Genomic DNA, 24,300 nt, shown 5'->3' with positions numbered 1-24,300 from the left:
CATGCCCGAGGACAGTGCCGCTTCGGCGCCCGGCCGGTCCGGGGCCCGCCCGGAGCGGCCTGTCGGCGGCGTGAAAGCGAAACGATCCCGCTGGGCCCGGCTGTTCGCGGGCGGCCTGCTGCAGGGCGGCGTGCAGGGCAGCCCCGTGCTGCGGCTCGTGATGCGCTGGGTGCGGCGTCCGCTGCTGCCGGTGATGCGGTTGTGGCGACGCAACATCCAGTTGAAGATCGTCGCCACGACGCTGCTGATGTCGCTCGGCGTGGTGCTGCTGCTCGGCTTCGTCGTCATCGGCCAGGTGCGCAACGGGCTCCTGGACGCGAAGGTGAAGGCCTCGCAGAGCCAGGCGACCGGCGGGTTCACCGTGGCCGGACAGCGGGCCGACAGCGCGGCGAGCGGCGGCGGGGACGACAGTTCCACCACGGCCGGCGACGGCGACACCGTGCAGAACATCAGCGGGTGGCTCAGCGATCTCGTGGAGTCGCTGTCCAGCGGCGGCCAGGGCGCCTTCGACGTCGTCACGCTGAGCACCACCGCCGCGGACAACGAGGGGCGGGGCTTCGGTCCGCGTGCCTCCGGCGGCGTCGACTGGAGTCTGAGCGTTCCCGAACAGCTGCGCGAGCGGGTCGACGCGGGCACCGGGGCGGTGCAGAGCTACACCCGCATCGTCTACACCGGGGGCAAGAGCGAGCCGCAGCCGGGACTGATCATCGGCAGGCAGGTCAACGACCCCAACGGCAACCCCTACCAGCTGTACTACCTCTTCCCGCTCACGCAGGAGGAGAAGTCGCTGAGTCTGGTCAAGGGCACGCTGGCGACGGCGGGACTGTTCGTCGTCGTCCTGCTCGGGGCGATCGCGTGGCTCGTGGTGCGTCAGGTCGTCACGCCCGTGCGGATGGCGGCCGGGATCGCCGAGCGGCTGTCCGCGGGGCGCCTGCAGGAACGCATGAAGGTCACCGGCGAGGACGACATCGCCCGCCTGGGCGAGGCCTTCAACAAGATGGCGCAGAACCTGCAGCTCAAGATCCAGCAGCTGGAGGATCTGTCGCGGATGCAGCGCCGGTTCGTGTCGGACGTCTCGCACGAGCTGCGCACCCCGCTGACGACCGTACGGATGGCGGCGGACGTCATCCATGACGCGCGGGTGGACTTCGACCCGGTGACCGCCCGGTCGGCGGAGCTCCTCGCCGACCAGCTGGACCGGTTCGAGACGCTGCTGGCCGACCTCCTGGAGATCAGCCGGTTCGACGCGGGCGCGGCGGCACTGGAGGCCGAGCCGATCGACCTGCGCGAGGTCGTACGGCGGGTGGTCAGCGGGGCCGAGCCGCTCGCCGAGCGCAAGGGCACCCGAGTACGGGTCGTGGGCGACCAGCAGCCCGTCGTGGCCGAGGCCGACGCCCGGCGTGTGGAGCGGGTGCTGCGCAACCTCGTCGTCAACGCCGTGGAGCACGGTGAGGGCCGGGACGTCGTCGTCAAGCTGGCCGCCGCGGGCGGCGCGGTGGCGGTGGCGGTGCGCGACTACGGGGTGGGTCTGAAGCCCGGGGAGGCCACCCGGGTGTTCAGCCGCTTCTGGCGGGCGGACCCGGCACGCGCGCGCACCACCGGAGGCACCGGTCTGGGGCTGTCGATCGCCCTGGAGGACGCCCGGCTGCACGGCGGCTGGCTGCAGGCGTGGGGCGAACCGGGCGGCGGATCGCAGTTTCGGCTGACGCTGCCGCGCACCGCGGACGAGCCGCTGCGGGGGTCCCCGATACCGCTGGAACCGGCGGACTCGCGGCGCAAGCGCGGACGCAAGGGCACCGGACGGCGCGACGACGGCGGACCGGGCGCCGAGGCGGGAGCCGACAGGCGGACCGGTTCCGTTCGCGCGCCGGAAGCGGCGGCGAGCAATGTCTCCTCGGTGCCCTTGCAGCCCACCACCGGCGACCGGGGGCCGCTGCCGCCGCGCACCCCGCGGCTGGCCTCGGTGAGCCCGGCGGCCGACCCGACCGCGCTGCCCGGCAACGGTGCCCGCGTCGTACCGCGCACCTCGGGTGGCGTGCGGCGGCAGGACGCCCCTGCGGGAGGCGGCGGGCCGGGCGGACCGGACGGCACGGCAGAGGCGGCGAGTGCGGCGGGCGCAGTGGGTGCGACGCGTACCGCGAGTAACGGCAGTGCGGCAGGCAGGGCGACGCAGGGGCCGTCAGAGGGCGGCAGTGGGCCAGGGGAGGCCATCGGTGAGGGCTGAGGGGGGCGGCCGGCGTCGTGGGACGTCCGGCGGGGCCGGGGAACCGGCGCGGCGCGTGAGCGACGTGGCCGGCGGCCGGCCGAGCCGGGTGCGCGCCGCGATGTACCTCGGGTGCGCCGGTGTGCTGCTGGCGGGATGCGCGTCGATGCCGGACGGCGGTGATCTGCGCGGGGTCGAGTCGACGCCGCGACAGGACCCGCAGGTCCGGGTCTTCGCGCTGCCGCCGCGCGAGAACGCCTCGCCCGCGGAGATCGTCCAGGGCTTCCTCGAGGCGCTGACCAGCGACGACCCGCAGTACGAGACCGCGCGCAAATACCTGACCGGCAAGGCCTCGCACCAGTGGCGGCCGGAGCGGTCGATCACGGTGCTCGACGACGGTCCGAACCCGGTGGCCGAACACACCGGCAACCGGGAGAGCGGCGACGACTACGCGTTCGACCTGGCCGGCCGACGGGTCGCCCGCGTGGACGGACAGCACGTGTACTCGTCCGACGCCGGGTCGTACGCGAAGACGATCCACCTCGTGCAGGACAAGGGCAGCAAGCAGTGGCGCATCGACGCGTTGCCCCAAGGGGTGGTGATCGGCGCCTCCGACTTCCAGCGCAACTACGAGTCGGTCAACAAGTACTACTTCGCCTCCAACGGGCCGACGACGGCGGCCGGCCGGCTGAGCACCGTCGCCGACCCGGTGTACGTGCGCAAGCAGGTCGACCCGGTGACCCAGGTGATCCAGGCCCTGCTGAAGGGGCCCACACGCTGGCTGGCGCCGGTCGCGCGGTCCGGGTTTCCCTCGGGGGTCGCGCTGCGCCGGGGAGCCGGTGCGCTGACGCCCAACGACCAGAACCGGCTCACCGTGCCCCTGAACAAGGCGGCGGACCGGGTCGGTTCCGGGCAGTGCGCCAGGATGGCGGCGCAGCTGCTGTTCACGCTCCAGGACCTCACGCCGACCGGGGTGACCTCGGTGGAGCTGCAGAAGTCCGACGGTACGCAGCTGTGCGCGCTCGACGAGGACCACGCCCAGGACATCGCCTCGCACGGCACCGCGAAGCGGCCCGAGTACGAGTACTTCATCGACGACAAGCACCGGCTGGTGCGGATGACCGCCGGCGGGACGGACGCCGAGCAGGTGCCGGGGGCGCTCGGCGAGGGAACCGCGCCGCTGCGGGCCGCCGCCGTCTCGCGCGACGAGAGGACCGCGGCGGGGGTCTCGGCCGACGGGCGTTCGCTGTACGTGGGGTCGCTGGTGCCGGACGCGCCGTTGGGGAGCGCGGTGCTGCGGAGCCAGGGTGCGTCACCGGACGACCGGCTGACCACGCCCAGCTGGGACAGCCGGGGTGACCTGTGGGTGGCCGACCGCAATCCGCAGGACCCCCGGCTGCTGCTGTTCGAGAAGGGCGCGGGCGAGCCGGTGGAGGTCGCCACGCCCGGACTGGACGGGCGGATCGACGCGGTGCGGGTCGCGGGGGACGGTGTGCGGGTCGCGCTGATCGTGGAGAAGGGCGGCAAGACGTCGCTGCAGATCGGGCGGATCGAGCGGGAGAAGTCCGCGGGGGACGGGAACGGGAACGGGACCGGGAACGACGGTGGCGGGGCCGGTGGTGCCGACAGTGGTGGCGCCAGGGCGCGGACCGTCGTCTCGATTCTGGAGCTGCGGTCGCTCATGCCTCAGTTCGAGGCGGTGACGGCGATGTCGTGGGCGGGGGACAGCCGGCTCGTGGTGGTCGGGCGTGAGTCGGGCGGTGTGCAGCAGATCCGGTACGTGCAGGTCGACGGGTCCACACCGGCGGGGTCGGCGCCGGCATCCCTGACGGGCGTGAAGCAGATCGCGGCGTCGGAGGACGAGCGGTTGCCGTTGGTGGCGTTCTCGGAGGACGGGATCGTGCGCCTGTCCTCCGGGGCGCAGTGGCAAAAGGTGATCAAGGACGGGACGGCGCCGGTCTACCCGGGGTAGCAGTGCGCCCCTCCTCGTCGAGGCCCCGCTCCCGCACCAGCCCCCGGGGGTTGTCCACAGGCTCCCCCGCTCCGCGGGGACATGGGGGAGAGTGCGGGGGTATGTGGTGGTGGCGGGAAGTGGTGGGGCTGGTTCTGGCGGGGGAGTGCGAGGGGTGCGGTCGCGGGCGGGTCGTGTTGTGCGAGGGGTGCCGGGCGGCGCTCTGCGGGGGCGTGCCGGGGCGGGTGCGGCCGGGGGCGGAGGCGGTGGGGCTGCCGCCGGTGCATGCGGCGGCGGCGTACCGGGACGTGGTGCGCGCCGTGCTGCTCGCGCACAAGGAACGTGGTGCGCTCGCGCTCGCCGGGCCGCTCGGGGTGGCGCTGGCCGGCGCTGTGAGGGACGCGGTGGGTGGGCGGGACGCGGTGCTCGTACCGGTGCCGTCGGCGCGCGGGACCGTGCGCGCGCGGGGACACGACGCGATGCGCCGGATCGCGCTCGCCGCCGCCGGCGAGCTGCGGCGGACGGGAACGGCCGCCCGCGTGGCGGCCGTACTGCGGCAGCGGCGCCCTGTGGCCGACCAGGCGGGGCTGAGCTCCCCGCAGCGGCTGGCCAACCTCGCCGGCGCCCTAGAGGTCGTGCCCGGCGGTGAGCGGCTGCTGGCGCACGGAAGCGGCCGCGTCGTGCTCGTCGACGACCTGATGACCACCGGCGCCACACTCACGGAGGCCGCCCGCGCCGTGCGCACGTCCTTCACGGGCGCACGGGTGTACGGCGTTGCTGCCGGGGAAGCTACGGAGGAACGACCGGCGACGGGTGCTCACGGTCCCGGCGTGCCGCCGCTCCGCGCGGCCGTGGTCGCGGCGCCGTCCGATTCTTTCGAAACCAACCGGAACTGACTGAGAACGTCTGTCGTTGCAGGTAATAGAAGGGTAATTCCCCTGAACGGAGGTACCCCACAGTAGAGGGTGACGACATCCGTCCGGGCGAGATATGTTCGGTTGTGAGGGAATGGCCCAGCCGGTACCTCGTCGATCCGAACGCGGTGCCGCGGTGAGGCGTATTCACTCGCAGCGGTGGGATGGAGTTCCCGCCCACGGGGGAGGAGGAGGTGGACGTCACCGAGTCCGAGGTTCCGGTGCCCACCGGAACCTGGTGCAACAGGGAGATGCTCCGCCGGGATGCGGAGTGATCCGGGAACGGAGTTCTGCGTGGACATCGTCGTCAAGGGCCGCAAGACCGAGGTGCCCGAGCGGTTCCGGAAGCACGTGGCCGAGAAGCTGAAGCTGGAGAAGATCCAGAAGCTCGACGGCAAGGTGATGAGCCTGGACGTCGAGGTGTCCAAGGAGCCCAACCCCCGTCAGGCGGACAGGTCCGACCGGGTGGAGATCACGCTCCGCTCCCGCGGTCCGGTGATCCGGGCGGAGGCGGCGGCCAGCGACCCCTACGCGGCACTGGACCTGGCCACCGACAAGCTCGAGGCCCGGCTGCGCAAGCAGCACGACAAGCGGTGCGCACGGCGTGGCACCAAGCGGCTCTCGGCCGCCGACGTCCCCGACCACGTCCCGGACGCGGCCACCCTGGCCGGCAACGGCGGTGGCGTCGTCGCGACGGAACCGGAGGCGGTGCCGACGAAGAGGATCGGCTCCCTGGAGGTGACGGGCGACGGCCCGCTCGTCGTCCGCGAGAAGACCCACGTCGCGTCCCCGATGACACTCGACCAGGCCCTCTACGAGATGGAACTGGTCGGGCACGACTTCTACCTGTTCATCGATTCCGAGACCAAGGAACCCAGCGTCGTCTACCGGCGCCACGCGTACGACTACGGCGTCATCCACCTCAACACCGACCCCATGGTCGCCCGGTCGCAGACCGGTGACGCGGGCAGCGCGCTCGGCGGCTGACCGCCCGGCCGACGCCCCGGCAGGTCCCCTCGGCGGAACACGTCGGCAGCGTCGGCGCAGTCGGTCCCAGTCGGTGCCCCTGGTGAGCCTGTGCGCCCCCCAGGGGCACCGGCGTGCCACCCCTTCGTACCGCGCTCCGTCACCTCGCGGTCGTCGCGGCATGGAATCATGGCCGCACCGGCCCAACCGGTGGGCCGTTGCCTTGGGTTGGCGATGGCACAGGACCACAGGCCACAGCCTTCAGGGGGAGGAACGATGGCGGACAGCTTCGGACCGGCGCGGGACGAGGACGCCGACGGCCGCGACACGGGCGACACGGGCGCGGGCGGTACAGGTGGGGCGAGCGGTACGGGCCCGGAGGCGGGCGCGGCGCGCAAGGAGCCCATCCGTGTCCTGGTCGTCGACGACCACGCCCTCTTCCGTCGCGGCCTGGAGATCGTGCTGGCGGCCGAGGAGGACATCCAGGTCGTCGGAGAGGCCGGGGACGGCGCGGAGGCCGTGGACAAGGCCGCCGATCTGCTGCCCGACATCGTGCTGATGGATGTGCGAATGCCCCGGCGCGGCGGCATCGAGGCGTGCACGTCGATCAAGGAAGTGGCGCCCAGCGCGAAAATCATCATGCTGACGATCAGCGACGAAGAGGCCGATCTGTACGACGCGATCAAGGCCGGTGCGACCGGATACCTCCTCAAGGAGATCTCCACGGACGAGGTTGCCACGGCCATTCGCGCGGTCGCCGACGGACAGTCGCAGATCAGTCCCTCGATGGCGTCGAAACTGCTCACCGAGTTCAAATCGATGATCCAGCGCACGGATGAACGCCGACTGGTGCCGGCGCCGCGCCTCACCGACCGGGAACTCGAAGTGCTCAAGCTCGTCGCCACCGGAATGAACAACCGGGACATCGCCAAGGAGCTGTTCATCTCCGAGAACACCGTGAAGAACCACGTGCGCAACATCCTGGAGAAACTTCAGCTGCATTCCAGGATGGAGGCCGTGGTGTACGCGATGCGGGAGAAGATCCTCGAGATCCGTTGATCGGTCCGTCGTTCAGCCAAGGGCGCGGGCCAGTTCCGTGAGGAGGGGCGCGCGCAGTTCGGGTGCGTCCACCCGTTCGACGCGCACGTTCGTGCAGTTCACCCAGGTCGCCGCCTCCAGCAGGGCCTGTGCCAGGGCCGGGACCGCCTTGGCGCCGTCCAGCGTGACCTGACGGGCCACCAGGGTGCGGCCCTCGCGTGCCGGATCCACCCGGCCGACCAGCCGCCCGCCCGCCAGCACCGGCATCGCGAAGTAGCCGTGCACGCGCTTCGGCTTGGGGACGTACGCCTCCAGGCGGTGGACGAAGCCGAAGATCCGTTCCGTGCGTGCCCGTTCCCATATGAGCGAGTCGAACGGCGACAGCAGCGTCGTGCGGTGGCGGCCGCGCGGGGGCGTCTCCAGGGCGGCGGGATCCGCCCAGGCCGGGCGGCCCCAGCCCTCGACGGTCACCGGGACCAGTCCCGAGTCCGCGATCACCACGTCTACCTGCTCGGTCTTCAGCCGGTGGTAGTCGGCGATGTCCGCGCGCGTGCCCACGCCCAGGGACCGGCCGGCCAGCCGGACCAGGCGGCGCAGGCACTCCGCGTCGTCCAGGTCGTCATGGAGCAGCTCGGTGGGGACGGCGCGCTCGGCGAGGTCGTAGACCCGCTTCCAGCCCCGGCGCTCGACGCAGACCACCTCGCCGTACATCAGGGCGCGTTCGACGGCCACCTTCGTGCCCGACCAGTCCCACCACTCGCTGGTCTTCTTGGCGCCGCCCAGGTCCGTGGCGGTCAGCGGGCCCTCCGTGCGGAGCTGTTTGATCACCTGGTCGTAGGCGCCGTCGGGGAGCGCGTGGTTCCAGTGCGGGCGCGCACGGTAGGCGCGGCGGCGGAAGGCGAAGTGCGGCCACTCCTCGATGGGCAGGAGACAGGCGGCGTGGGACCAGTACTCGAAGGCGTGCGGGGACGCGGGGGCGCCGGGGGTGCTCCTCGTCCAGTACGCGTCCTCGACCGTGGTGCGGCCCACGGCGCCCAGGCGGGCGTACGGGACGAGTTCGTGGGAGCGGGCGAGGACCGAGATGGTGTCGAGCTGGACGGCGCCGAGGTGGCGGAGGACGCCTCGCACGCCGGAGCGGCGGTCGGGGGCGCCCAGGAATCCCTGGGCCCTCAGGGCGATGCGGCGGGCGTCCGCGGCGGTGAGGGTGGCGACGGGCGGCGGTGTCGGGGTGGGCATGAGGTCACGGTAGGGGGTGGGTCTGACAACGGGGGAGCGGGCCGACCGGACCTTCTCCCGGGCCCGCGCTCGCGTCTGCCTGCGGCCTTGCCGCGCCCCTACCGCACGTCGGGCGGCGCGGAACGGTTCCTGTCGGGTGCCGGGAGGTACGGCGTCTTCGAGGGGAGGCCCAGGTCCGAGGGGAGCAGGGAGGCCGTCCAGCAGTCCCTGCGCACTCCCTGGTTGAGGATGCCCGCGCGCGAAGTGCCCTCCAGGGTGAAGCCGGCCCTGCGCGCCACCGCGAGCGAGGCCGCGTTGCCCACCTCCGCGCGCCATTCCACGCGGTCCACGGACAGGCGCAGGAACGCCCAGCGGCACGCGGCGAGCACGGCCTCCGTGAGGTAGCCGCGGCCACGGTGCTCCTTGGCCGCCCAGAAGCCGACCTCGGCGACGCCCGGCCCGCGCATCGTCTGGCTGAGGACCCCGACCAGATCGCCGGAGGGCAGGAAGACGCCGAAGGTGAACATCGTGTCGTCGGCCCAGCCGCCGGGGGCCAGGCCGCCGACGAAGCCCTCGGCGTGCTCGCGCAGGTACGGCGACGGGACCGTGGTCCAGCGCTGGATGTCCGGGTCCTGGGCCGCCTCGTACACCGCGTCGGTGTCCTCGGGGCCCACCGGGCGCAGGACGAGGCGTTCGGTGGTGAGCGTGACGGGTTCCACCGGGTCCCACCTTCCTTTCCGCCGCCTTGCTGGGCTTGTAACGGCTCGTGCGGCTCGTACGGCTCGTACGACTTGTTCGGCTGGTCGGGCTTCTTCGGCCGGCCCGCCCGATTCTGCTCGGACGGGGGTGGGGGCGCCATCCCTTTCCGGGGCGCCCGGTCCGGGCGCCCCGAGTCCCCCGCCCTCTCCCGGAGATGATCACAGTGTGCCGGTGGTGTCACTATTCGTGGTGTCGGGGCGGCACCTTCCGCCGGGCCCGTCCGTTGTTCTAGTGGCTGTCGGTGACAGACCTCCCGGCGCGGTGGGGTCCTCGCTTACCATGGCCGTTGCTCAAACTGTCATGTGGTGACCGACCGTCCCAGGCCCGATCGGCTAAGGAGACAAACCCCCGTGTCCGTCCTCTCGAAGATCATGCGTGCAGGCGAAGGCAAGATCCTGCGCAAACTGCACCGCATCGCGGACCAGGTCAACTCCATCGAAGAGGACTTCATCGACCTCTCCGACGCCGAGCTGCGCGCCCTCACCGACGAGTACAAGCAGCGCTACGCCGACGGAGAGAGCCTCGACGACCTGCTCCCCGAGGCGTACGCCACCGTCCGCGAGGCCGCCAAGCGAGTGCTGGGCCAGCGCCACTACGACGTGCAGATCATGGGCGGCGCCGCCCTGCACCTCGGCTACGTCGCGGAGATGAAGACCGGTGAGGGCAAGACCCTGGTCGGCACGCTGCCCGCCTATCTCAACGCCCTGTCCGGCGAGGGCGTCCACATCGTCACGGTCAACGACTACCTGGCCGAGCGCGACTCCGAGATGATGGGCCGCGTCCACAAGTTCCTCGGACTCGAGGTCGGCTGCATCCTCGCCAACCAGACCCCGGCCCAGCGCCGCGAGATGTACCGGTGCGACATCACCTACGGCACGAACAACGAGTTCGGCTTCGACTACCTCCGCGACAACATGGCCTGGTCCCAGGACGAGCTCGTCCAGCGCGGCCACAACTACGCCATCGTCGACGAGGTCGACTCCATCCTCGTCGACGAGGCCCGTACGCCGCTGATCATCTCCGGCCCGGCCGACCAGGCCACCAAGTGGTACGGCGACTTCGCCAAGCTGGTCACGCGTCTGAAGCGCGGCGAGGCGGGCAACCCCCTCAAGGGCATCGAGGAGACCGGCGACTACGAGGTCGACGAGAAGAAGCGCACGGTCGCCATCCACGAGTCCGGCGTCAGCAAGGTCGAGGACTGGCTGGGCATCGACAACCTCTACGAGTCGGTGAACACCCCGCTGGTCGGCTACCTGAACAACGCCATCAAGGCCAAGGAACTGTTCAAGAAGGACAAGGACTACGTCGTCCTCGACGGCGAGGTCATGATCGTCGACGAGCACACCGGCCGTATCCTCGCCGGCCGCCGCTACAACGAGGGCATGCACCAGGCGATCGAGGCGAAGGAAGGGGTGGACATCAAGGACGAGAACCAGACGCTCGCCACGATCACCCTGCAGAACTTCTTCCGCCTCTACAAGCGCCACGACCACAACGGCAAGGAGCTTCCGGGCCTGTCCGGCATGACCGGTACGGCGATGACCGAGGCCGCCGAGTTCCACCAGATCTACAAGCTCGGCGTGGTGCCCATCCCGACCAACCGGCCCATGGTCCGCAAGGACCAGTCGGACCTGATCTACCGCACCGAGGTGGCCAAGTTCGAGGCGGTCGTCGACGACATCGCCGAGAAGCACGAGAAGGGCCAGCCGATCCTCGTCGGCACGACGTCCGTGGAGAAGTCGGAGTACCTCTCGCAGCAGCTCAGCAAGCGCGGCGTCCAGCACGAGGTACTGAACGCCAAGCACCACGAGCGTGAGGCGTCGATCGTCGCCCAGGCCGGCCGCAAGGGCGCCGTCACCGTGGCCACCAACATGGCCGGCCGCGGTACCGACATCAAGCTCGGCGGCAACCCCGAGGACCTCGCGGAGGCCGAGCTGCGCCAGCGCGGTCTGGACCCCGAGGAGCACATCGAGGAGTGGGCCGCGGCCCTGCCCGCCGCTCTGGAGCGCGCCGCGAAGGCCGTCCAGGCGGAGAAGGAAGAGGTCGAGTCGGTCGGTGGCCTCTACGTGCTGGGCACCGAGCGCCACGAGTCGCGGCGCATCGACAACCAGCTCCGCGGCCGCTCCGGCCGTCAGGGCGACCCGGGCGAGTCCCGCTTCTACCTCTCCCTCGGCGACGACCTGATGCGGCTGTTCAAGGCCCAGATGGTCGAGCGCGTGATGTCGATGGCGAACGTCCCCGACGACGTGCCGATCGAGAACAAGATGGTCACCCGCGCGATCGCCTCCGCCCAGTCGCAGGTGGAGACGCAGAACTTCGAGACCCGTAAGAACGTCCTGAAGTACGACGAGGTGCTCAACCGGCAGCGCGAGGTCATCTACGGCGAGCGCCGCCGCGTCCTGGAGGGCGAGGACCTGCAGGAGCAGATCCACCACTTCATGGACGACACGATCGACGCGTACGTCGCCGCCGAGACCGCCGAGGGCTTCCCGGAGGACTGGGACCTGGACCGGCTGTGGGGCGCCTTCAAGCAGCTCTACCCGGTGCGTGTCACCGTCGAGGAGCTGGAGGAGGCCGCCGGCGACCGCGCCGGTCTGACCGCCGAGTACATCGCCGAGTCGATCAAGGACGACATCCGCGAGCAGTACGAGTCGCGGGAGAGCCAGCTCGGCTCCGAGATCATGCGTGAGCTGGAGCGCCGGGTCGTGCTTTCGGTGCTGGACCGCAAGTGGCGCGAGCACCTCTACGAGATGGACTACCTCCAGGAGGGCATCGGCCTGCGCGCCATGGCGCAGAAGGACCCGCTGGTGGAGTACCAGCGCGAGGGCTTCGACATGTTCACCGCGATGATGGACGGCATCAAGGAGGAGTCCGTCGGCTACCTGTTCAACCTGGAGGTCCAGGTCGAGCAGCAGGTCGAGGAGGTGCCGGTCGAGGACGAGGCGGCCGCCCCGTCGCTGGAGAAGGCGCCGCAGGACGCGGTGCCGGCGCAGGCGGGTGCGGGTGCGGGTGCCATGGCCGGGGCCGCCCGGCCGGAGATCCGGGCGAAGGGGCTCGACGCGCCGCAGCGCCGGGAGCTGCACTTCTCCGCGCCGACGGTGGACGGCGAGGGTGGCGTCGTCGAGGGCGAGTTCTCCAGCGACGGGGAGCCGGTGCGGTCCGAGGCGGACGGGCTGACGCGGGCCGAGCGCCGCAAGCAGGCCAAGGGCGGGCGGCGCCGCAAGAAGTGACGGTGCGCTCCGCGGGGGGCGCGTGACTGGGGCCGGCCTCGCTCGGGAGGCCGGCCCTCTGCGTGGGGCGCGTGGGGTGCGGGTGCGTCGGTGGGTGCGGGTCGGTCGTGGTTGCTCGCGCAGTTCCCCGCGCCCCTGAGACAGCGCGGTGGAGCCGCAGGGAACAGTCACGCACCAGTTCCGTGCCTCTGGCAGGGGCACGCTCCGCGCCCCCTGCGCAACGCTCCTGGGCGCCTCCCGTGTGACGTTCCTGCGGCTTTCCTGGGTGACGCTCCCGCGTCCCTTGTGGGGCGCGTTCTGCGTCCCTCGCGCGGCGCGCTCTGCGTCCTTGCGGGACACGCTCTGCGCCTCCTGCGCGACATGCTCTGCGTCCCTCGCGCGGCGCGTTCTGCGTTCTCGCGGGAGACGTTCTGCGTCCCTTGCGCGACATGCTCTGCGTCCCTCGCGGCGCGCTACGCGCCGCTCAGGGGACGCTCCCGCGTTCCGGGTGGGCCGAGAGAGCCCCGGATGGGGCCCCCGGGCTCAGTCGGGGTCTGTGGGCATCCTGGGGCCTTCCAGTTCCACCGCCGCGCAGCGCCAGCGGTGGTCCGGGGTGTGTTCCAGGCGGAAGGCCATGGCGCGCAGGCGGTCGCCCGTGGCGATGCGGGCGAAGGCCTCGATGGCGCCCGGGCGCGGCATGAAGTAGCCGATGTCGTGGACGACGGGGCGTGCGCCGCGCGTGCGCAGGGCGCCCCGCTCGGCGAGCCAGGCCAGCTCGTCGTAGGCGCGGCCCACGGTGTGGCGCAGCATCGAGTGGACCGGGCGGTGGCCGCTGAGGACCGCCAGGAGCCGGTCGGCGAAGACGTCGGTGGGGCGGGGCGGGGGTGCCGTGCGGCGCGGGGCGCTGCCGGGGCGGCGGGTGTCGTGGCGGACGGGCGGGCGGCTGCCCGGCAGGCGCCTCGTCCTGGTCATCACCTTGTTCATGTGCGGTCCCCGTCTCGTGCCAGGTGCGGGCGGCGCCGGAGCGCCGGCGCATACCGGTCGGTAACTTCTTGGTGGGGATCTTGTACGGGGCGGGACGGCCACGTCGCAACGGGCGGGTGGGGCCGGCCGGGCGCCCGGCGGGTTCACTCATCAGAGTGAGCGACGGCCCCGGCGGGGCCGGGAACGCCGGTACGGACGGGGTGAGACACGGGTCGCCGGGTGGACGGTGCAGAGCGCGGGGACCGGAACCCGAAGGGGGACACCCGCACGTATCCTGGGGTGACGCCCTGTCCGACTAAGAAAGCGGCACGTCATGCGCGTCTACGTCCCCCTGACCCTGCACGGCCTCGCCGAGGCGCACCGGGCGGGCGAGCTGGGGGCGGGAGCGTTCACCGCGTACGCGGTCACGCCGGCCCTGCGGGAGTGGTACCTCTCCGACGACCTGGAGGAGCTGGAGTACGCGGCGCTCAGCCGGGCCGCCCTGGCCTCGCTGCGGCTGCTCGCCGCCGAGCCGGGGGCGACGCCGCGCCGCGTGGTCGTGGCGGCTGACGTGCCCGACGCCTGGACGTCCGTGGACCCCGACCGCGGGCTCGACCCGGCGGCGCTGGGCGAGGTGCGGATCGCCGAGGCGGTGCCGCTGGCGCGAGCGGCGGCGGTGCACGTGGACGCGGAGGACGCGGAGAAGGACGTCACGGCGGCCGCGGAGGCGCTCGCGGCGGCGGACCGGGGGGACGACGACGCGCAGTTCGTCGTCGACGGCGCGGAGGACCACGAGCTGCTGTGGTTCGCCACGCAGGAGATCCCCCACCTGGTGGGCTCCGACGGCTGAGGCGGTCGGCCGGGACACCGGCGGCGTACGGCTCGGCGGCGGTCCGGTCCGCTGTCAGCGGGGGTGGGTACCTTCTTCCGTATGCGTATGGGGATGCGTGGGGTGCACATCGTCTGGGACTGGAACGGCACGCTGTTCCACGACAACGACGCGATCATCGGAGCGACGAACGCGGCCTTCGCCGAGCTGGGGCTGGAGCCGATCACTCTGGAGCGGTACCGGGAGCTGTACTGCGTGCCGGTGCCGAAGTTCTACGAGCGGCTGATGGGGCGGTTGCCGACCGCGGCCGAGTGGGAACTCATGGACTCGCTGTTCCGCCGGCACTACGCGGAGCGCCGGGCGGCGTGCGGGCTGGCCTCGGGGGCGGTGGAGCTGCTGGACGGCTGGCGGGCGGCGGGGCGCAGCCAGTCGATCATGAGCATGTACGAGCACGAGGAACTGGTTCCGCTGGTGCGGGGGTTCGGCATCGGGGAGCACTTCCTGCGGATCGACGGGCGGACGGGGCCGTCGGGCGGCAGCAAGGCGGAGCACATGGTGCGGCATGTGGCGGCGCTCGCGGGGGAGGGGGTGGATCCGGCGCGAGTGGTGGTGATCGGGGACGCGGTGGACGACGCGGTGGCGGCGGAGCGGGCGGGGGCGCGGGCGGTGCTGTACACCGGGGGGTCGCACGGGAGGGGGAGTCTGGAGGGGGCGGGGGTGCCGGTGGTGGATTCGTTGGGGGAGGCGGTCGTGGTGGCGGAGCGGTTGGCGGGCTGAGGCGGCCGGGGGAGGGGTTTCCCGCCGCCCTTGCCCTTCCCGTCCCCCGAGGGGCTCCGCCCCTCGGGGCCCGGGGGCGCGTTGTCGGCCGGCCGCCGGTGAGGGCCTCTCGCGCCTGCGCGGCGGTAGCCGCACGGTGATACCGTCCCGCGCCCGTTGTCGGGGGCGTGGCTCCCGTCCGTTACGTGAAGGAATCGTTTCTCTCTCTGTGCGAAACGTCAAAGTTCCGGGGGTTGTTTTGTACACAAGCGGCTCATGACGGGGGGCCGGGAAGGGGAGATAGCCTTGTGGCGTGATCAGCGCGATAGTTCGCGGGGGCGTCGTCGTCCCTGCCCTGCGCCCGGTGAGCACGGCCGCGAGCCGTGTCCGGGCGGCGGCCGCTGATCCGTCGGGGCCGCGTCACGCGGTCCCAGGGCGGGGCCCGGCAGAGAGGGCGCCGCAGGCGCCCGCCGGGGTGTCCGGGACACACCGGCCGGCGTGGGCGCGGGCGGCACACGAGGTGCCGAGAGCAGCGTCACAGTCCTCCGGGGTGCCGACATTGACGGATAACCCCTCGCCCGTCCCACCGTGCGGCATAGCGTCGGAGCAGACCGGACACCCCGCGTCGTGGCGTTGTGGCGGTTACGGCGGAGCAGAGACCGTACTTCCTTCTACGTCACGCAACGGCGCGCGACAGGAGCCAGAGGACAATGCAGACCAAGCTGGACGAAGCCAAGGCCGAGTTGCTCGAAAGGGCGGCTCGCGTAGCTGAGAACAGCCCGGTCGGGGGGCACCTACCGACCGGGCCGACGGGCGAGGACTCCCCGGACGGCCCGTCGAGCCCGGGCACCCCGGCGACGACCTCGAAGAAGACCGCTGCCAGGACCACCGCCTCCAAGACCACCGCTGCCAAGAAGACCGCCTCCAGGAAGACCGCTGCCCGCAAGCCCGCGGCCGCCGCCAAGACCCCCGCGACCGCCGAGGCCCCCACGGCGCCCGGCGCTCCGGACACCTCCGACAGCGAGTCCGTGCTGTCGTTCCTGCAGCGCTACTACCTGCACACCGCCCCCGAGGACCTCGCCGACCGCGACCCCGTCGACGTGTTCGGCGCCGCCGTCTCGCACTACCGGCTGGCCGAGACGCGTCCGCAGGGCACCGCCAACGTGCGGGTGCACACGCCCACCGTCGAGGAGAACGGCTGGACCTGCAGCCACTCCGTCGTCGAGGTGGTCACGGACGACATGCCCTTCCTCGTCGACTCCGTCACCAACGACCTCTCCCGCCAGGGCCGCGGCATCCACGTCGTCGTCCACCCGCAGTTCGTCGTGCGGCGCGACGTCACCGGCAAGCTGCTCGAGGTGCTGTCCACTCCGCCCACCGGCGACCTGCCGCACGACGCGGCGGTCGAGTCGTGGATCCACGTGGAGATCGACCGCGAGACCGACCGCGCCGACCTCAAGCAGATCACCGCCGACCTGCTGCGCGTCCTGTCCGACGTCCGCGAGGCCGTCGAGGACTGGGAGAAGATGCGGGACACGGCCTCCCGCATCGCCGACGAACTGCCCGGCGAGCCGGTCCCCGGCGACCTGCCCGGGCCGCAGGTCGAGGAGGCCCGCGAGCTGCTGCACTGGCTGGCCGACGACCACTTCACCTTCCTCGGCTACCGGGAGTACGAGCTGCGCGGCGACGACGCGCTGAGCGCCGTCCCCGGCACCGGGCTCGGCATACTGCGCGCGGACCCGCACCACTCCGACGACGAGGGCCACCCGGTCAGCCCGTCCTTCGAACGCCTGCCCGCCGACGCCCGCGCCAAGGCCCGCGAGCACAAGCTGCTCGTCCTCACCAAGGCCAACAGCCGCGCCACCGTGCACCGGCCGTCCTACCTGGACTACGTCGGCGTCAAGAAGTTCGACGCCGACGGCAACGTCACCGGCGAGCGCCGCTTCCTCGGCCTGTTCTCCTCCGCCGCCTACACCGAGTCGGTGCGCCGGGTGCCGGTCATCCGCCGCAAGGTCGAGGAGGTGCTCCGGGGCGCCGGGTTCTCGCCCAACAGCCACGACGGGCGCGACCTGACGCAGATCCTGGAGACCTACCCGCGCGACGAGCTGTTCCAGACCCCGGCCGACGAGCTGCGGTCCATCGCCACCTCGGTGCTCTACCTCCAGGAACGCCGTCGGCTGCGGCTGTACCTGCGGCAGGACGAGTACGGGCGCTACTACTCCGCCCTGGTCTACCTCCCGCGCGACCGCTACACCACCGGCGTACGGCTGCGGATCATCGACATCCTCAAGGAGGAGCTCGGCGGTATCAGCGTCGACTTCACCGCCTGGAACACCGAGTCGATCCTCTCCCGGCTGCACTTCGTGGTCCGCGTCCCGCAGGGCACCGAACTGCCCGAGCTGTCCGACGCCGACAAGGACCGCATCGAGTCCCGCCTCGCCGAGGCCGCCCGCTCCTGGGCCGACGGCTTCTCCGAGGCGCTCGACGCCGAGCTCGGCGAGGAGCGTGCCGCCGCCCTGCTGCGCCGGTACGGGAGCGCCTTCCCCGAGGGCTACAAGGCCGACCACAGCCCCCGGGCCGCCGTCGCCGACCTCGTCCACCTCGAACAGCTCGACGACGACGAGAAGGACTTCGCGCTCAGCCTCTACGAACCGGTGGGCGCCGGCGCCGCCGAGCGCCGCTTCAAGATCTACCGCCGGGGCGGCTCGGTCTCCCTCTCCCGGGTGCTGCCGGTGCTGAGCATGCTCGGCGTCGAGGTCACCGACGAACGCCCGTACGAGCTGCGCTGCGCCGACCGCACCACCGCCTGGATCTACGACTTCGGGCTGCGCATGCCCGCCCAGAGCGGCGGCGAACACCTGGGCGACGACGCCCGCGAGCGGTTCCAGGACGCCTTCGCCGCGACCTGGACCGGCCGCGCCGAGAACGACGGCTTCAACGCCCTCGTCCTCAGCGCCGGGCTGAGCTGGCGACAGGCGATGGTGCTGCGCGCGTACGCCAAGTACCTGCGCCAGGCCGGGTCCACGTTCAGCCAGGACTACATGGAGACCACCCTCCGCAACAACGTCCACACCACCCGGCTGCTCGTCTCCCTGTTCGAGGCGCGGATGTCACCGGAGCACCAGCGCGCCGGACTGGAGATCACCGACGCCCTCCTCGAGGAGGTCGACGCGGCGCTCGACAAGGTCGCCTCGCTCGACGAGGACCGCATCCTGCGCTCCTTCCTCACCCTCATCAAGGCGACGCTGCGCACCAACTTCTTCCAGCACGCCGAGGACGGCACGCCGCACGCGTACGTCTCCATGAAGTTCGACCCGCAGGCCATCCCCGACCTGCCCGCGCCCCGCCCGGCGTACGAGATCTGGGTCTACTCGCCGCGCGTCGAGGGCGTGCACCTGCGCTTCGGCAAGGTCGCGCGCGGCGGACTGCGCTGGTCCGACCGGCGCGAGGACTTCCGCACCGAGATCCTCGGCCTGGTCAAGGCACAGATGGTCAAGAACACGGTGATCGTGCCGGTCGGCGCCAAGGGCGGCTTCGTCGCCAAGCAGCTCCCCGACCCTGCCGTCGACCGCGACGCCTGGCTGGCCGAGGGCATCGCCAGCTACAGGACGTTCATCTCGGCGCTGCTCGACATCACCGACAACATGGTGGCCGGCGAGGTCGTGCACCCGGCGGACGTCGTCCGGCACGACGAGGACGACACCTACCTCGTGGTCGCCGCCGACAAGGGCACCGCGACCTTCTCCGACATCGCCAACGAGGTCGCCGAGTCGTACAACTTCTGGCTCGGCGACGCCTTCGCCTCCGGTGGCTCGGCCGGCTACGACCACAAGGGCATGGGCATCACCGCCCGCGGCGCCTGGGAGTCCGTCAAGCGGCACTTCCGGGAGCTGGGCGTGGACACCCAGAGCGAGGACTTCACGGTCGTCGGCGTCGGCGACATGTCCGGCGACGTGTTCGGCAACGGCATGCTGCTCAGCGAGCACATCCGCCTGGTCGCCGCCTTCGACCACCGGCACATCTTCCTCGACCCCACCCCGGACGCGGCCACCTCCTACGCCGAGCGCCGCCGCGTGTTCGACCTGCCCCGCTCCTCCTGGGCCGACTACAACACCGACCTGCTGTCGGCCGGCGGCGGGATCTTCCCGCGCAGCGCCAAGTCGATCCCGGTCAACGCGCAGATCCGCGAGGCCCTCGGCATCGAGGGCAAGGTCACCAAGATGACCCCCGCCGACCTGATGAAGGCGATCCTCCAGGCCCCCGTCGACCTGCTGTGGAACGGCGGCATCGGCACCTACGTCAAGGCCTCCACCGAGTCGCACGCCGACGTCGGCGACAAGGCCAACGACGCCATCCGTGTGGACGGCGGCGACCTGCGTGTCCAGGTCGTCGGCGAGGGCGGCAACCTGGGCTGCACCCAGCTCGGCCGGATCGAGTTCGCCATGCGGGGCGGCCGGATCAACACCGACGCCATCGACAACAGCGCCGGTGTGGACACCTCCGACCACGAGGTGAACATCAAGATCCTGCTCAACGGCCTGGTCCGCGAGGGCGACCTCACCGTCAAGCAGCGCAACAAGGTCCTCGCCGGCATGACCGACGAGGTCGGCCACCTGGTCCTGCGCAACAACTACGCGCAGAACCTGGCCATCGCCAACGCGCTCGCCCAGTCCAAGGACATGCTCCACGCCCAGCAGCGGTTCATCCGCCACCTGGTGCGCGCCGGTCACCTCGACCGGGCCCTGGAGTTCCTGCCCACGGACCGCCAGATCCGCGAGCGCCTGAGCGCCGGCAACGGCCTGACCGGCCCCGAGACGGCCGTCCTGCTGGCGTACACGAAGATCACGGTCGCCGAGGAGCTGCTGGCCACCACGCTGCCCGACGACCCGTACCTGCGCGGTCTGCTGCACGCGTACTTCCCGACCGCGCTGCGCGAAGAGTTCGCCGAGGTGATCGACAGTCACCCGCTGCGCCGCGAGATCATCACGACCGTCCTGGTCAACGACACCGTCAACACCGGCGGTACGACGTATCTGCACCGGCTGCGCGAGGAGACGGGCGCCTCGCTGGAGGAGATCGTGCGGGCGCAGACCGCCGCACGCGCCATCTTCCGCTCCGCACCGGTGTGGGACGCGGTCGAGGAACTCGACAACAAGGTCGAGGCCGACGTCCAGACCCGGATCCGGCTGCACTCCCGGCGCCTGGTCGAACGCGGCACGCGCTGGCTGCTCAACAACCGGCCGCAGCCGCTCCAGCTCGGCGAGACCATCGAGTTCTTCCAGGAGCGCGTCGACCAGGTCTGGTCCCAGCTGCCCAAGCTGCTGCACGGCGTGGACGCCGAGTGGTACCAGAAGATCTACGACGAGCTGGTGGGCGCCGGCGTGCCGGACGAGCTGGCCACGCGGGTGGCCGGGTTCTCCTCCGCCTTCCCGACGCTCGACATCGTCTCCGTCGCCGACCGCACCGGCAAGGAGCCGATGGCCGTCGCCGAGGTGTACTACGACCTCGCCGACCGGCTGAACATCACCCGGCTGATGGACCGCATCATCGAACTGCCGCGTGCGGACCGCTGGCAGTCGATGGCCCGCGCGGCGATCCGCGAGGACCTCTACGCGGCCCACGCGGCGCTCACCTCGGACGTCCTGACCGTCGGCAACGGCACCTCCACGCCGGAGCAGCGGTTCGAGACGTGGCAGGAGAAGAACGCGGCGCTGCTCGGCCGGGCCCGCACCACGCTGGAGGAGATCCAGAGCTCGGACTCCTTCGACCTGGCGAACCTGTCGGTGGCGATGCGGACGATGCGGACGTTGCTGCGGTCGCACAGCTGACGGTTGTGGCCTGACGGTTGTCGGCGGACGGCTGAGTGTTTCGGGGCGCCCTCCTCGGGGGGCGCCCCTTCGCGTTCTTCGTCGGTTCTTCGTCGGTTCTTGGGGAACTTCGGGGGGATATCTACCATCTGCGGCTAAAGGGGACATTCCCTTGGCTCTTCCCTGGAGGTTCCGGCCGTGACTGTCAGCGTTTCCCGGGGAAGAGCCCGCCGTGGTGCGGTGGTGGCGCGGCCGTCCCGGGGGGTGGGGGTGCTGCGGGCGGCGGTCGCGTTGGTCGTGGTGCTGATGGTGCTCGTGATCCTGCGGCTGCCGTGGATCGGGGACCTCGGGATGCACGCGGCGACCGTGGAGCGGTTGCGGCACGATCTGGTGCGCCCCGGGGATCCGCTCGTGCGGGCGGACGCGCCCAGTCCGTACTACTCGCCCTGGACCGTGCTGCTCGGGTGCCTGGCGCGGGTGAGCGGGCTGTCCGTGTGGAACGTGCTGCGGGTGGGGGCGGTGGTCGCGCTCGGGCTGCTGGTGTCCGGGGTGTGGCGGTACGCGCGGGTGCTGAGCGCGTCCCGGGCGGCGGGGCCGTTGGCCGTGTTGTGCGTGGTGCTGCTGTGGGGGGTGCGGGACTTCGCGTGGAGCGGGTTCCTCGGGCTGGACTCGCTGGCGCTGACGGTCGCGTATCCGAGTGTGCTGGCAGCGGGGTTGTCGTTCCATCTGTGGTCGGCGTCGACGCGGGCGTTGCGGGTGGGGGCGGGGTGGGGGGTGTTCCTGGGGCTGGGGGCGCTGTGGGCCGTGATCGCGTTGGTGCACCAGTTCACGGGGGTGGTGGCGTCGTTGGGGGTGATGGGGGTGGTCGTGGAGCGGTTCCTCGCTCCCGCCGCACTTGCCCTTCCCCTCCCCGAGGGGCTCCGCCCCCGGGACCCCGGGGTGCGTTGCCGTCCGGCCGCCGGTGGGGACTTCTCGCGCCCGCGCGGCGGTAGCCGCGGATCCCGTACGGCCCCGCACCCCTGTCGGCGCACGGGGCTGCGGGTTGTCGGCGGGGCTGTACTCGGCATGGTGGTGCTCCGGGTGTGGCCGTACTACGACTTCTTCTCCCTGTCGCGTGCGGGGGAGGGCCTGGAGGCCATCCATCGGCCGTTGTACGACGCGCTGCCGGCGCGCTACGGGCTTGCCTCGCTCGGGGTGGTCGCCCTCGCCGTACGGGCCCGGCGGGTGCGGTGGGATGCGTTGGTCGTGTTCTTCCTGCTGGGCGTGGCCGTGTTCGCCCTGGGCGGGGTGAGCGGGCACTGGTCCTGGGGGCGGGTGCTGCCCGCCGTGCTGATTCCCGCGCAGCTCGCGCTGGCGGTGGAGGCGTGTGCGGCCTGGGGCGTGTCGCAGGGGTGGTGGCGGGCCGGGCTCGCCGTGGTCGTGGGGGGCGCGCTCGCTGTGGGGGCGTGGGCGCAGGTGGGGGTCGTGGGGTATGCCGTGCCGCGCCGGGTGCTGCCGCACGTGGTCGCCGAGCGGAGCGCGGTGCCGTGGCGGGGGTACGGCTGGATCACGCCCCGGGTGCGGTACGGCGACGTGGTGCTGGCGCGGACGGGACCGGCCCGGCGCATCCCGGCGTACGGGGCGTACACCGTCGCGCCCGGTTACCCGGACGTCTTCCTGGCGGACGAGACGGAGCGCACCGACGCCGTGCGCCGGTACTACACGCCGGGGGCCGCCACCGCCGTACGGCACGCGATCGTACGGCGGTACGGGGTGCGGTGGGTCGTGTGGGGGCGGGGCGACGGGGCGCCGCCGGGTGGGTTGCGACGGGTGGCCTCCGGGCCGGGCGGGGCGGTGCTGTACGAGGTCGTCAGCGTGCGGGCAGGTGCGGGAGCCGCTCCAGGAAGTCCGTGAGCGCCGTCGCCACGGCGGCGGGGGACTCCAGGGGGAGCAGGTGCCCGGCGCCCGGAAGCGTGACCAGTGTGGCGTGCGGGACGTGCGGCAGGAGGTGCGCGCTCAGCACCCGCGGCGGTTCGACGACGTCGTGCTCCGCCGCCAGCACGGTCACGGGGACGTCGATGCCGCGCACCGCGCCGGTGATGTCCTGCGCGATGCCGTGCAGGGGCCACTCCCGCCGGGCCTCGTTCCCGGCGGCGAGGCTGTCGCGCACGGCGGTGGCGCGCACCTCGGCGGACAGCGGAGCGGCGGTCAGGACGTGGTCGAGGGCGTGCTCCACCGTTTCCGGTGAGTCGTACGCGTGCGACAGGCCCCGCCGGTACTCCTCGGTCACCGCGGCGGGCGGCCGGGGCGGGGCGGGCGCGACGAGGACGAGACCGGCCAGCCGGGCGGGCCGGCGGGCCGCGAGGAGCTGGCTCGCCTTGCCGCCCATCGAGTGGCCGACGAGCACGTAGGGCCCCGGCACGCACGCCTCCACCACACGGGCCAGGTCGTCCGCGAGCTGTTCGAGGCCGTACGGTCCCGGCAGCGCGTGTGCGGCGCCCCAGCCGCGCTGGTCGAAGCGGACGGTCGCCCGGCCGGGCGGAAGCCGGCGCAGGACGCCGTTCCAGGTGTCGGCGGAGCCGCCCCAGTAGTGGGCGAACACCAGTGCGGGTCCGGCGCCGGCGGCCACCCGCACGTCCAGGGTGCCGCCGGGCACGGGCACGGCCGTCGTCGTCTCGGCCGTGGGTACCGGACTTGTGGTTTCCGTCATCGCGCTCCCACTTCCTGTCTCTCGCGGAGTTCCTCGGGACACGTCCGACCGTACGGGGCCTGTCGTACGCTCCTCGGTGGAAAGGAGCCGGGTGGTTGTGGAAAACGGACACAGTGGAGTGCGGCAGCTCCGGTACCTGCCCGCGGTGGGGTCGCCGTACGGCGTGGAGGTCCTGGACTTCGCCGCGCTGCGGGCCATGGATCCGCAGCGTCGCCGGGTGCTTCCGCAGCGCCCCGACTTCCACGTGCTCGCCCTGGTCGCCTCGGGCGCGGGCGGTCACGAGGCCGACTTCCGCGGCTACCGGCTGGGGGAGGGCGGCGTCGTGTGGATCCGGCCGGGAACGGTGCACCGCTGGAGCGACGTCGACGCGTGCGACGGACCCCTGGTGCTCTTCCGGCCCGCGTTCCTGGCCGGCTTCACCACCGCGGAGGTCTCCGCCCCGGTGTGCTGGGAGCTCGATCAGCCGCGCCGGGAGCTCGCCCTGCTCGCGGCCGAGCACCTCCGCCGCGAGCACGAGGCGGCGGTGACGGCGCCCGCACCGGCGTCCGGGGAGCTGCTGTCCCACCTGCTGGCGGCCCTGCTGCTGCGGGTGCTGCCGACCGGGCCGGGCGACGGATCGGGCACCGAGGGGACGGCGCCGTCAGGCGGACGGCACGGGGAGGTCTTCCGCGCGTACCGGGCCGCCGTCGAGGAGCACTTCGCCGACCGGCACCGCGTCGCCGACTACGCGCGAGCGCTCGGCTACGACGCGCGGACGCTCACGCGGGCGACGCGGGCGGTGACCGGGGAGGGGGCGAAGGCGTTCCTCGACCGGCGACTGCTGCTGGAGGCGCAGCGGATGCTCGCCCACACCGATGTGCCGGTGGGCACCTGCGCGCGGCGGCTCGGGTTCGGGGACGTCGGGAATTTCACGGTCTTCTTCCGGAGGCAGGTGGGGGTCCCTCCGGGGGAGTGGCGGGGCGCCCAATAGCTCGGGTGGGGGGCGATCTCGGCGGCGCATC

Annotated in this window: 15 protein-coding genes; 11 read left to right on the top strand and 4 right to left on the bottom strand. The window is 72.2% G+C overall.

All coding sequences use genetic code 11. From position 1 onward, the window contains the following. Position 1 precedes the first annotated feature (1 nt). The 5 genes from mtrB (at position 2) to QFZ64_RS14170 (ending at position 7,093) form a co-directional block, all read left to right on the top strand. A complete protein-coding gene (gene mtrB, locus QFZ64_RS14190; RefSeq protein WP_307065654.1) occupies positions 2-2,224 on the top strand; it encodes an MtrAB system histidine kinase MtrB in 2,223 nt (740 codons plus the stop codon). Between the two features lie 100 nt (positions 2,225-2,324). After that, complete coding sequence (locus QFZ64_RS14185) at positions 2,325-4,175, top strand: LpqB family beta-propeller domain-containing protein (RefSeq protein ID WP_307071701.1); 1,851 nt, start codon at positions 2,325-2,327, stop codon at positions 4,173-4,175. A gap of 101 nt (positions 4,176-4,276) precedes the next feature. Beyond that, positions 4,277-5,050 carry a ComF family protein gene (locus tag QFZ64_RS14180; RefSeq protein WP_307065652.1) on the top strand — a complete coding sequence of 258 codons (774 nt, stop codon included), beginning with the start codon at positions 4,277-4,279 and terminating at the stop codon, positions 5,048-5,050. Positions 5,051-5,362: 312 nt separating this feature from the next. After that, positions 5,363-6,055, top strand: a complete 693-nt coding sequence (hpf, locus tag QFZ64_RS14175) for a ribosome hibernation-promoting factor, HPF/YfiA family (RefSeq protein WP_373430608.1) — start codon at positions 5,363-5,365, stop codon at positions 6,053-6,055. A 255-nt stretch (positions 6,056-6,310) separates the two neighbouring features. Then, positions 6,311-7,093, top strand: coding sequence for a response regulator transcription factor (locus tag QFZ64_RS14170; RefSeq protein WP_307065649.1), 783 nt, complete (start codon positions 6,311-6,313; stop codon positions 7,091-7,093). 12 nt (positions 7,094-7,105) lie between these two features. Here QFZ64_RS14170 and QFZ64_RS14165 read toward each other — a convergent pair whose 3' ends face one another. After that, positions 7,106-8,308 carry a winged helix-turn-helix domain-containing protein gene (locus QFZ64_RS14165; protein WP_307065646.1) on the bottom strand — a complete coding sequence of 401 codons (1,203 nt, stop codon included), beginning with the start codon at positions 8,306-8,308 and terminating at the stop codon, positions 7,106-7,108. Between the two features lie 98 nt (positions 8,309-8,406). Next, positions 8,407-9,006, bottom strand: coding sequence for a GNAT family N-acetyltransferase (locus tag QFZ64_RS14160; RefSeq protein WP_307065643.1), 600 nt, complete (start codon positions 9,004-9,006; stop codon positions 8,407-8,409). A gap of 390 nt (positions 9,007-9,396) precedes the next feature. Here QFZ64_RS14160 and secA point away from each other — a divergent pair, with 390 nt between their 5' ends. Next, complete coding sequence (gene secA / locus QFZ64_RS14155) at positions 9,397-12,276, top strand: preprotein translocase subunit SecA (RefSeq protein ID WP_307065642.1); 2,880 nt, start codon at positions 9,397-9,399, stop codon at positions 12,274-12,276. A gap of 522 nt (positions 12,277-12,798) precedes the next feature. Here secA and QFZ64_RS14150 read toward each other — a convergent pair. After that, positions 12,799-13,227 (bottom strand): Rv3235 family protein, encoded by a 429-nt coding sequence (locus QFZ64_RS14150; RefSeq protein WP_307065640.1) that lies wholly within the window; start codon positions 13,225-13,227, stop codon positions 12,799-12,801. 325 nt (positions 13,228-13,552) lie between these two features. Between QFZ64_RS14150 and QFZ64_RS14145 the strand changes: the two genes are divergently transcribed. The 4 genes from QFZ64_RS14145 (at position 13,553) to QFZ64_RS14130 (ending at position 22,503) form a co-directional block, all read left to right on the top strand. Next, positions 13,553-14,068, top strand: a complete 516-nt coding sequence (locus QFZ64_RS14145; protein WP_307065638.1) for a hypothetical protein — start codon at positions 13,553-13,555, stop codon at positions 14,066-14,068. Positions 14,069-14,155: 87 nt separating this feature from the next. Continuing rightward, positions 14,156-14,824, top strand: coding sequence for an HAD family hydrolase (locus QFZ64_RS14140; protein ID WP_307071700.1), 669 nt, complete (start codon positions 14,156-14,158; stop codon positions 14,822-14,824). Between the two features lie 689 nt (positions 14,825-15,513). Further along, the gene (locus tag QFZ64_RS14135) at positions 15,514-20,631 is read left to right on the top strand and encodes an NAD-glutamate dehydrogenase (protein ID WP_307065635.1); all 5,118 of its coding nucleotides are present in this window, start codon (positions 15,514-15,516) and stop codon (positions 20,629-20,631) included. Positions 20,632-20,850: 219 nt separating this feature from the next. Further along, positions 20,851-22,503, top strand: coding sequence for a hypothetical protein (locus QFZ64_RS14130; RefSeq protein WP_373430741.1), 1,653 nt, complete (start codon positions 20,851-20,853; stop codon positions 22,501-22,503). Here the strand turns inward: QFZ64_RS14130 and QFZ64_RS14125 are convergent. Beyond that, a complete protein-coding gene (locus QFZ64_RS14125) occupies positions 22,460-23,299 on the bottom strand; it encodes an alpha/beta fold hydrolase (RefSeq protein ID WP_307065633.1) in 840 nt (279 codons plus the stop codon). The genes QFZ64_RS14130 and QFZ64_RS14125 overlap by 44 nt on opposite strands. Before the next feature lie 97 nt (positions 23,300-23,396). Between QFZ64_RS14125 and QFZ64_RS14120 the strand changes: the two genes are divergently transcribed. Next, a complete protein-coding gene (locus QFZ64_RS14120; protein WP_307065632.1) occupies positions 23,397-24,269 on the top strand; it encodes an AraC family transcriptional regulator in 873 nt (290 codons plus the stop codon). The last annotated feature ends 31 nt before the right edge of the window (positions 24,270-24,300 follow it).

Origin of the sequence: Streptomyces sp. B3I8 (assembly GCF_030816915.1) — a bacterium.
Taxonomy (GTDB): domain Bacteria; phylum Actinomycetota; class Actinomycetes; order Streptomycetales; family Streptomycetaceae; genus Streptomyces.
The sequence above is the reverse complement of the archived record's forward strand: the minus strand, read 5'-3'. Positions and strand labels throughout refer to the sequence as shown.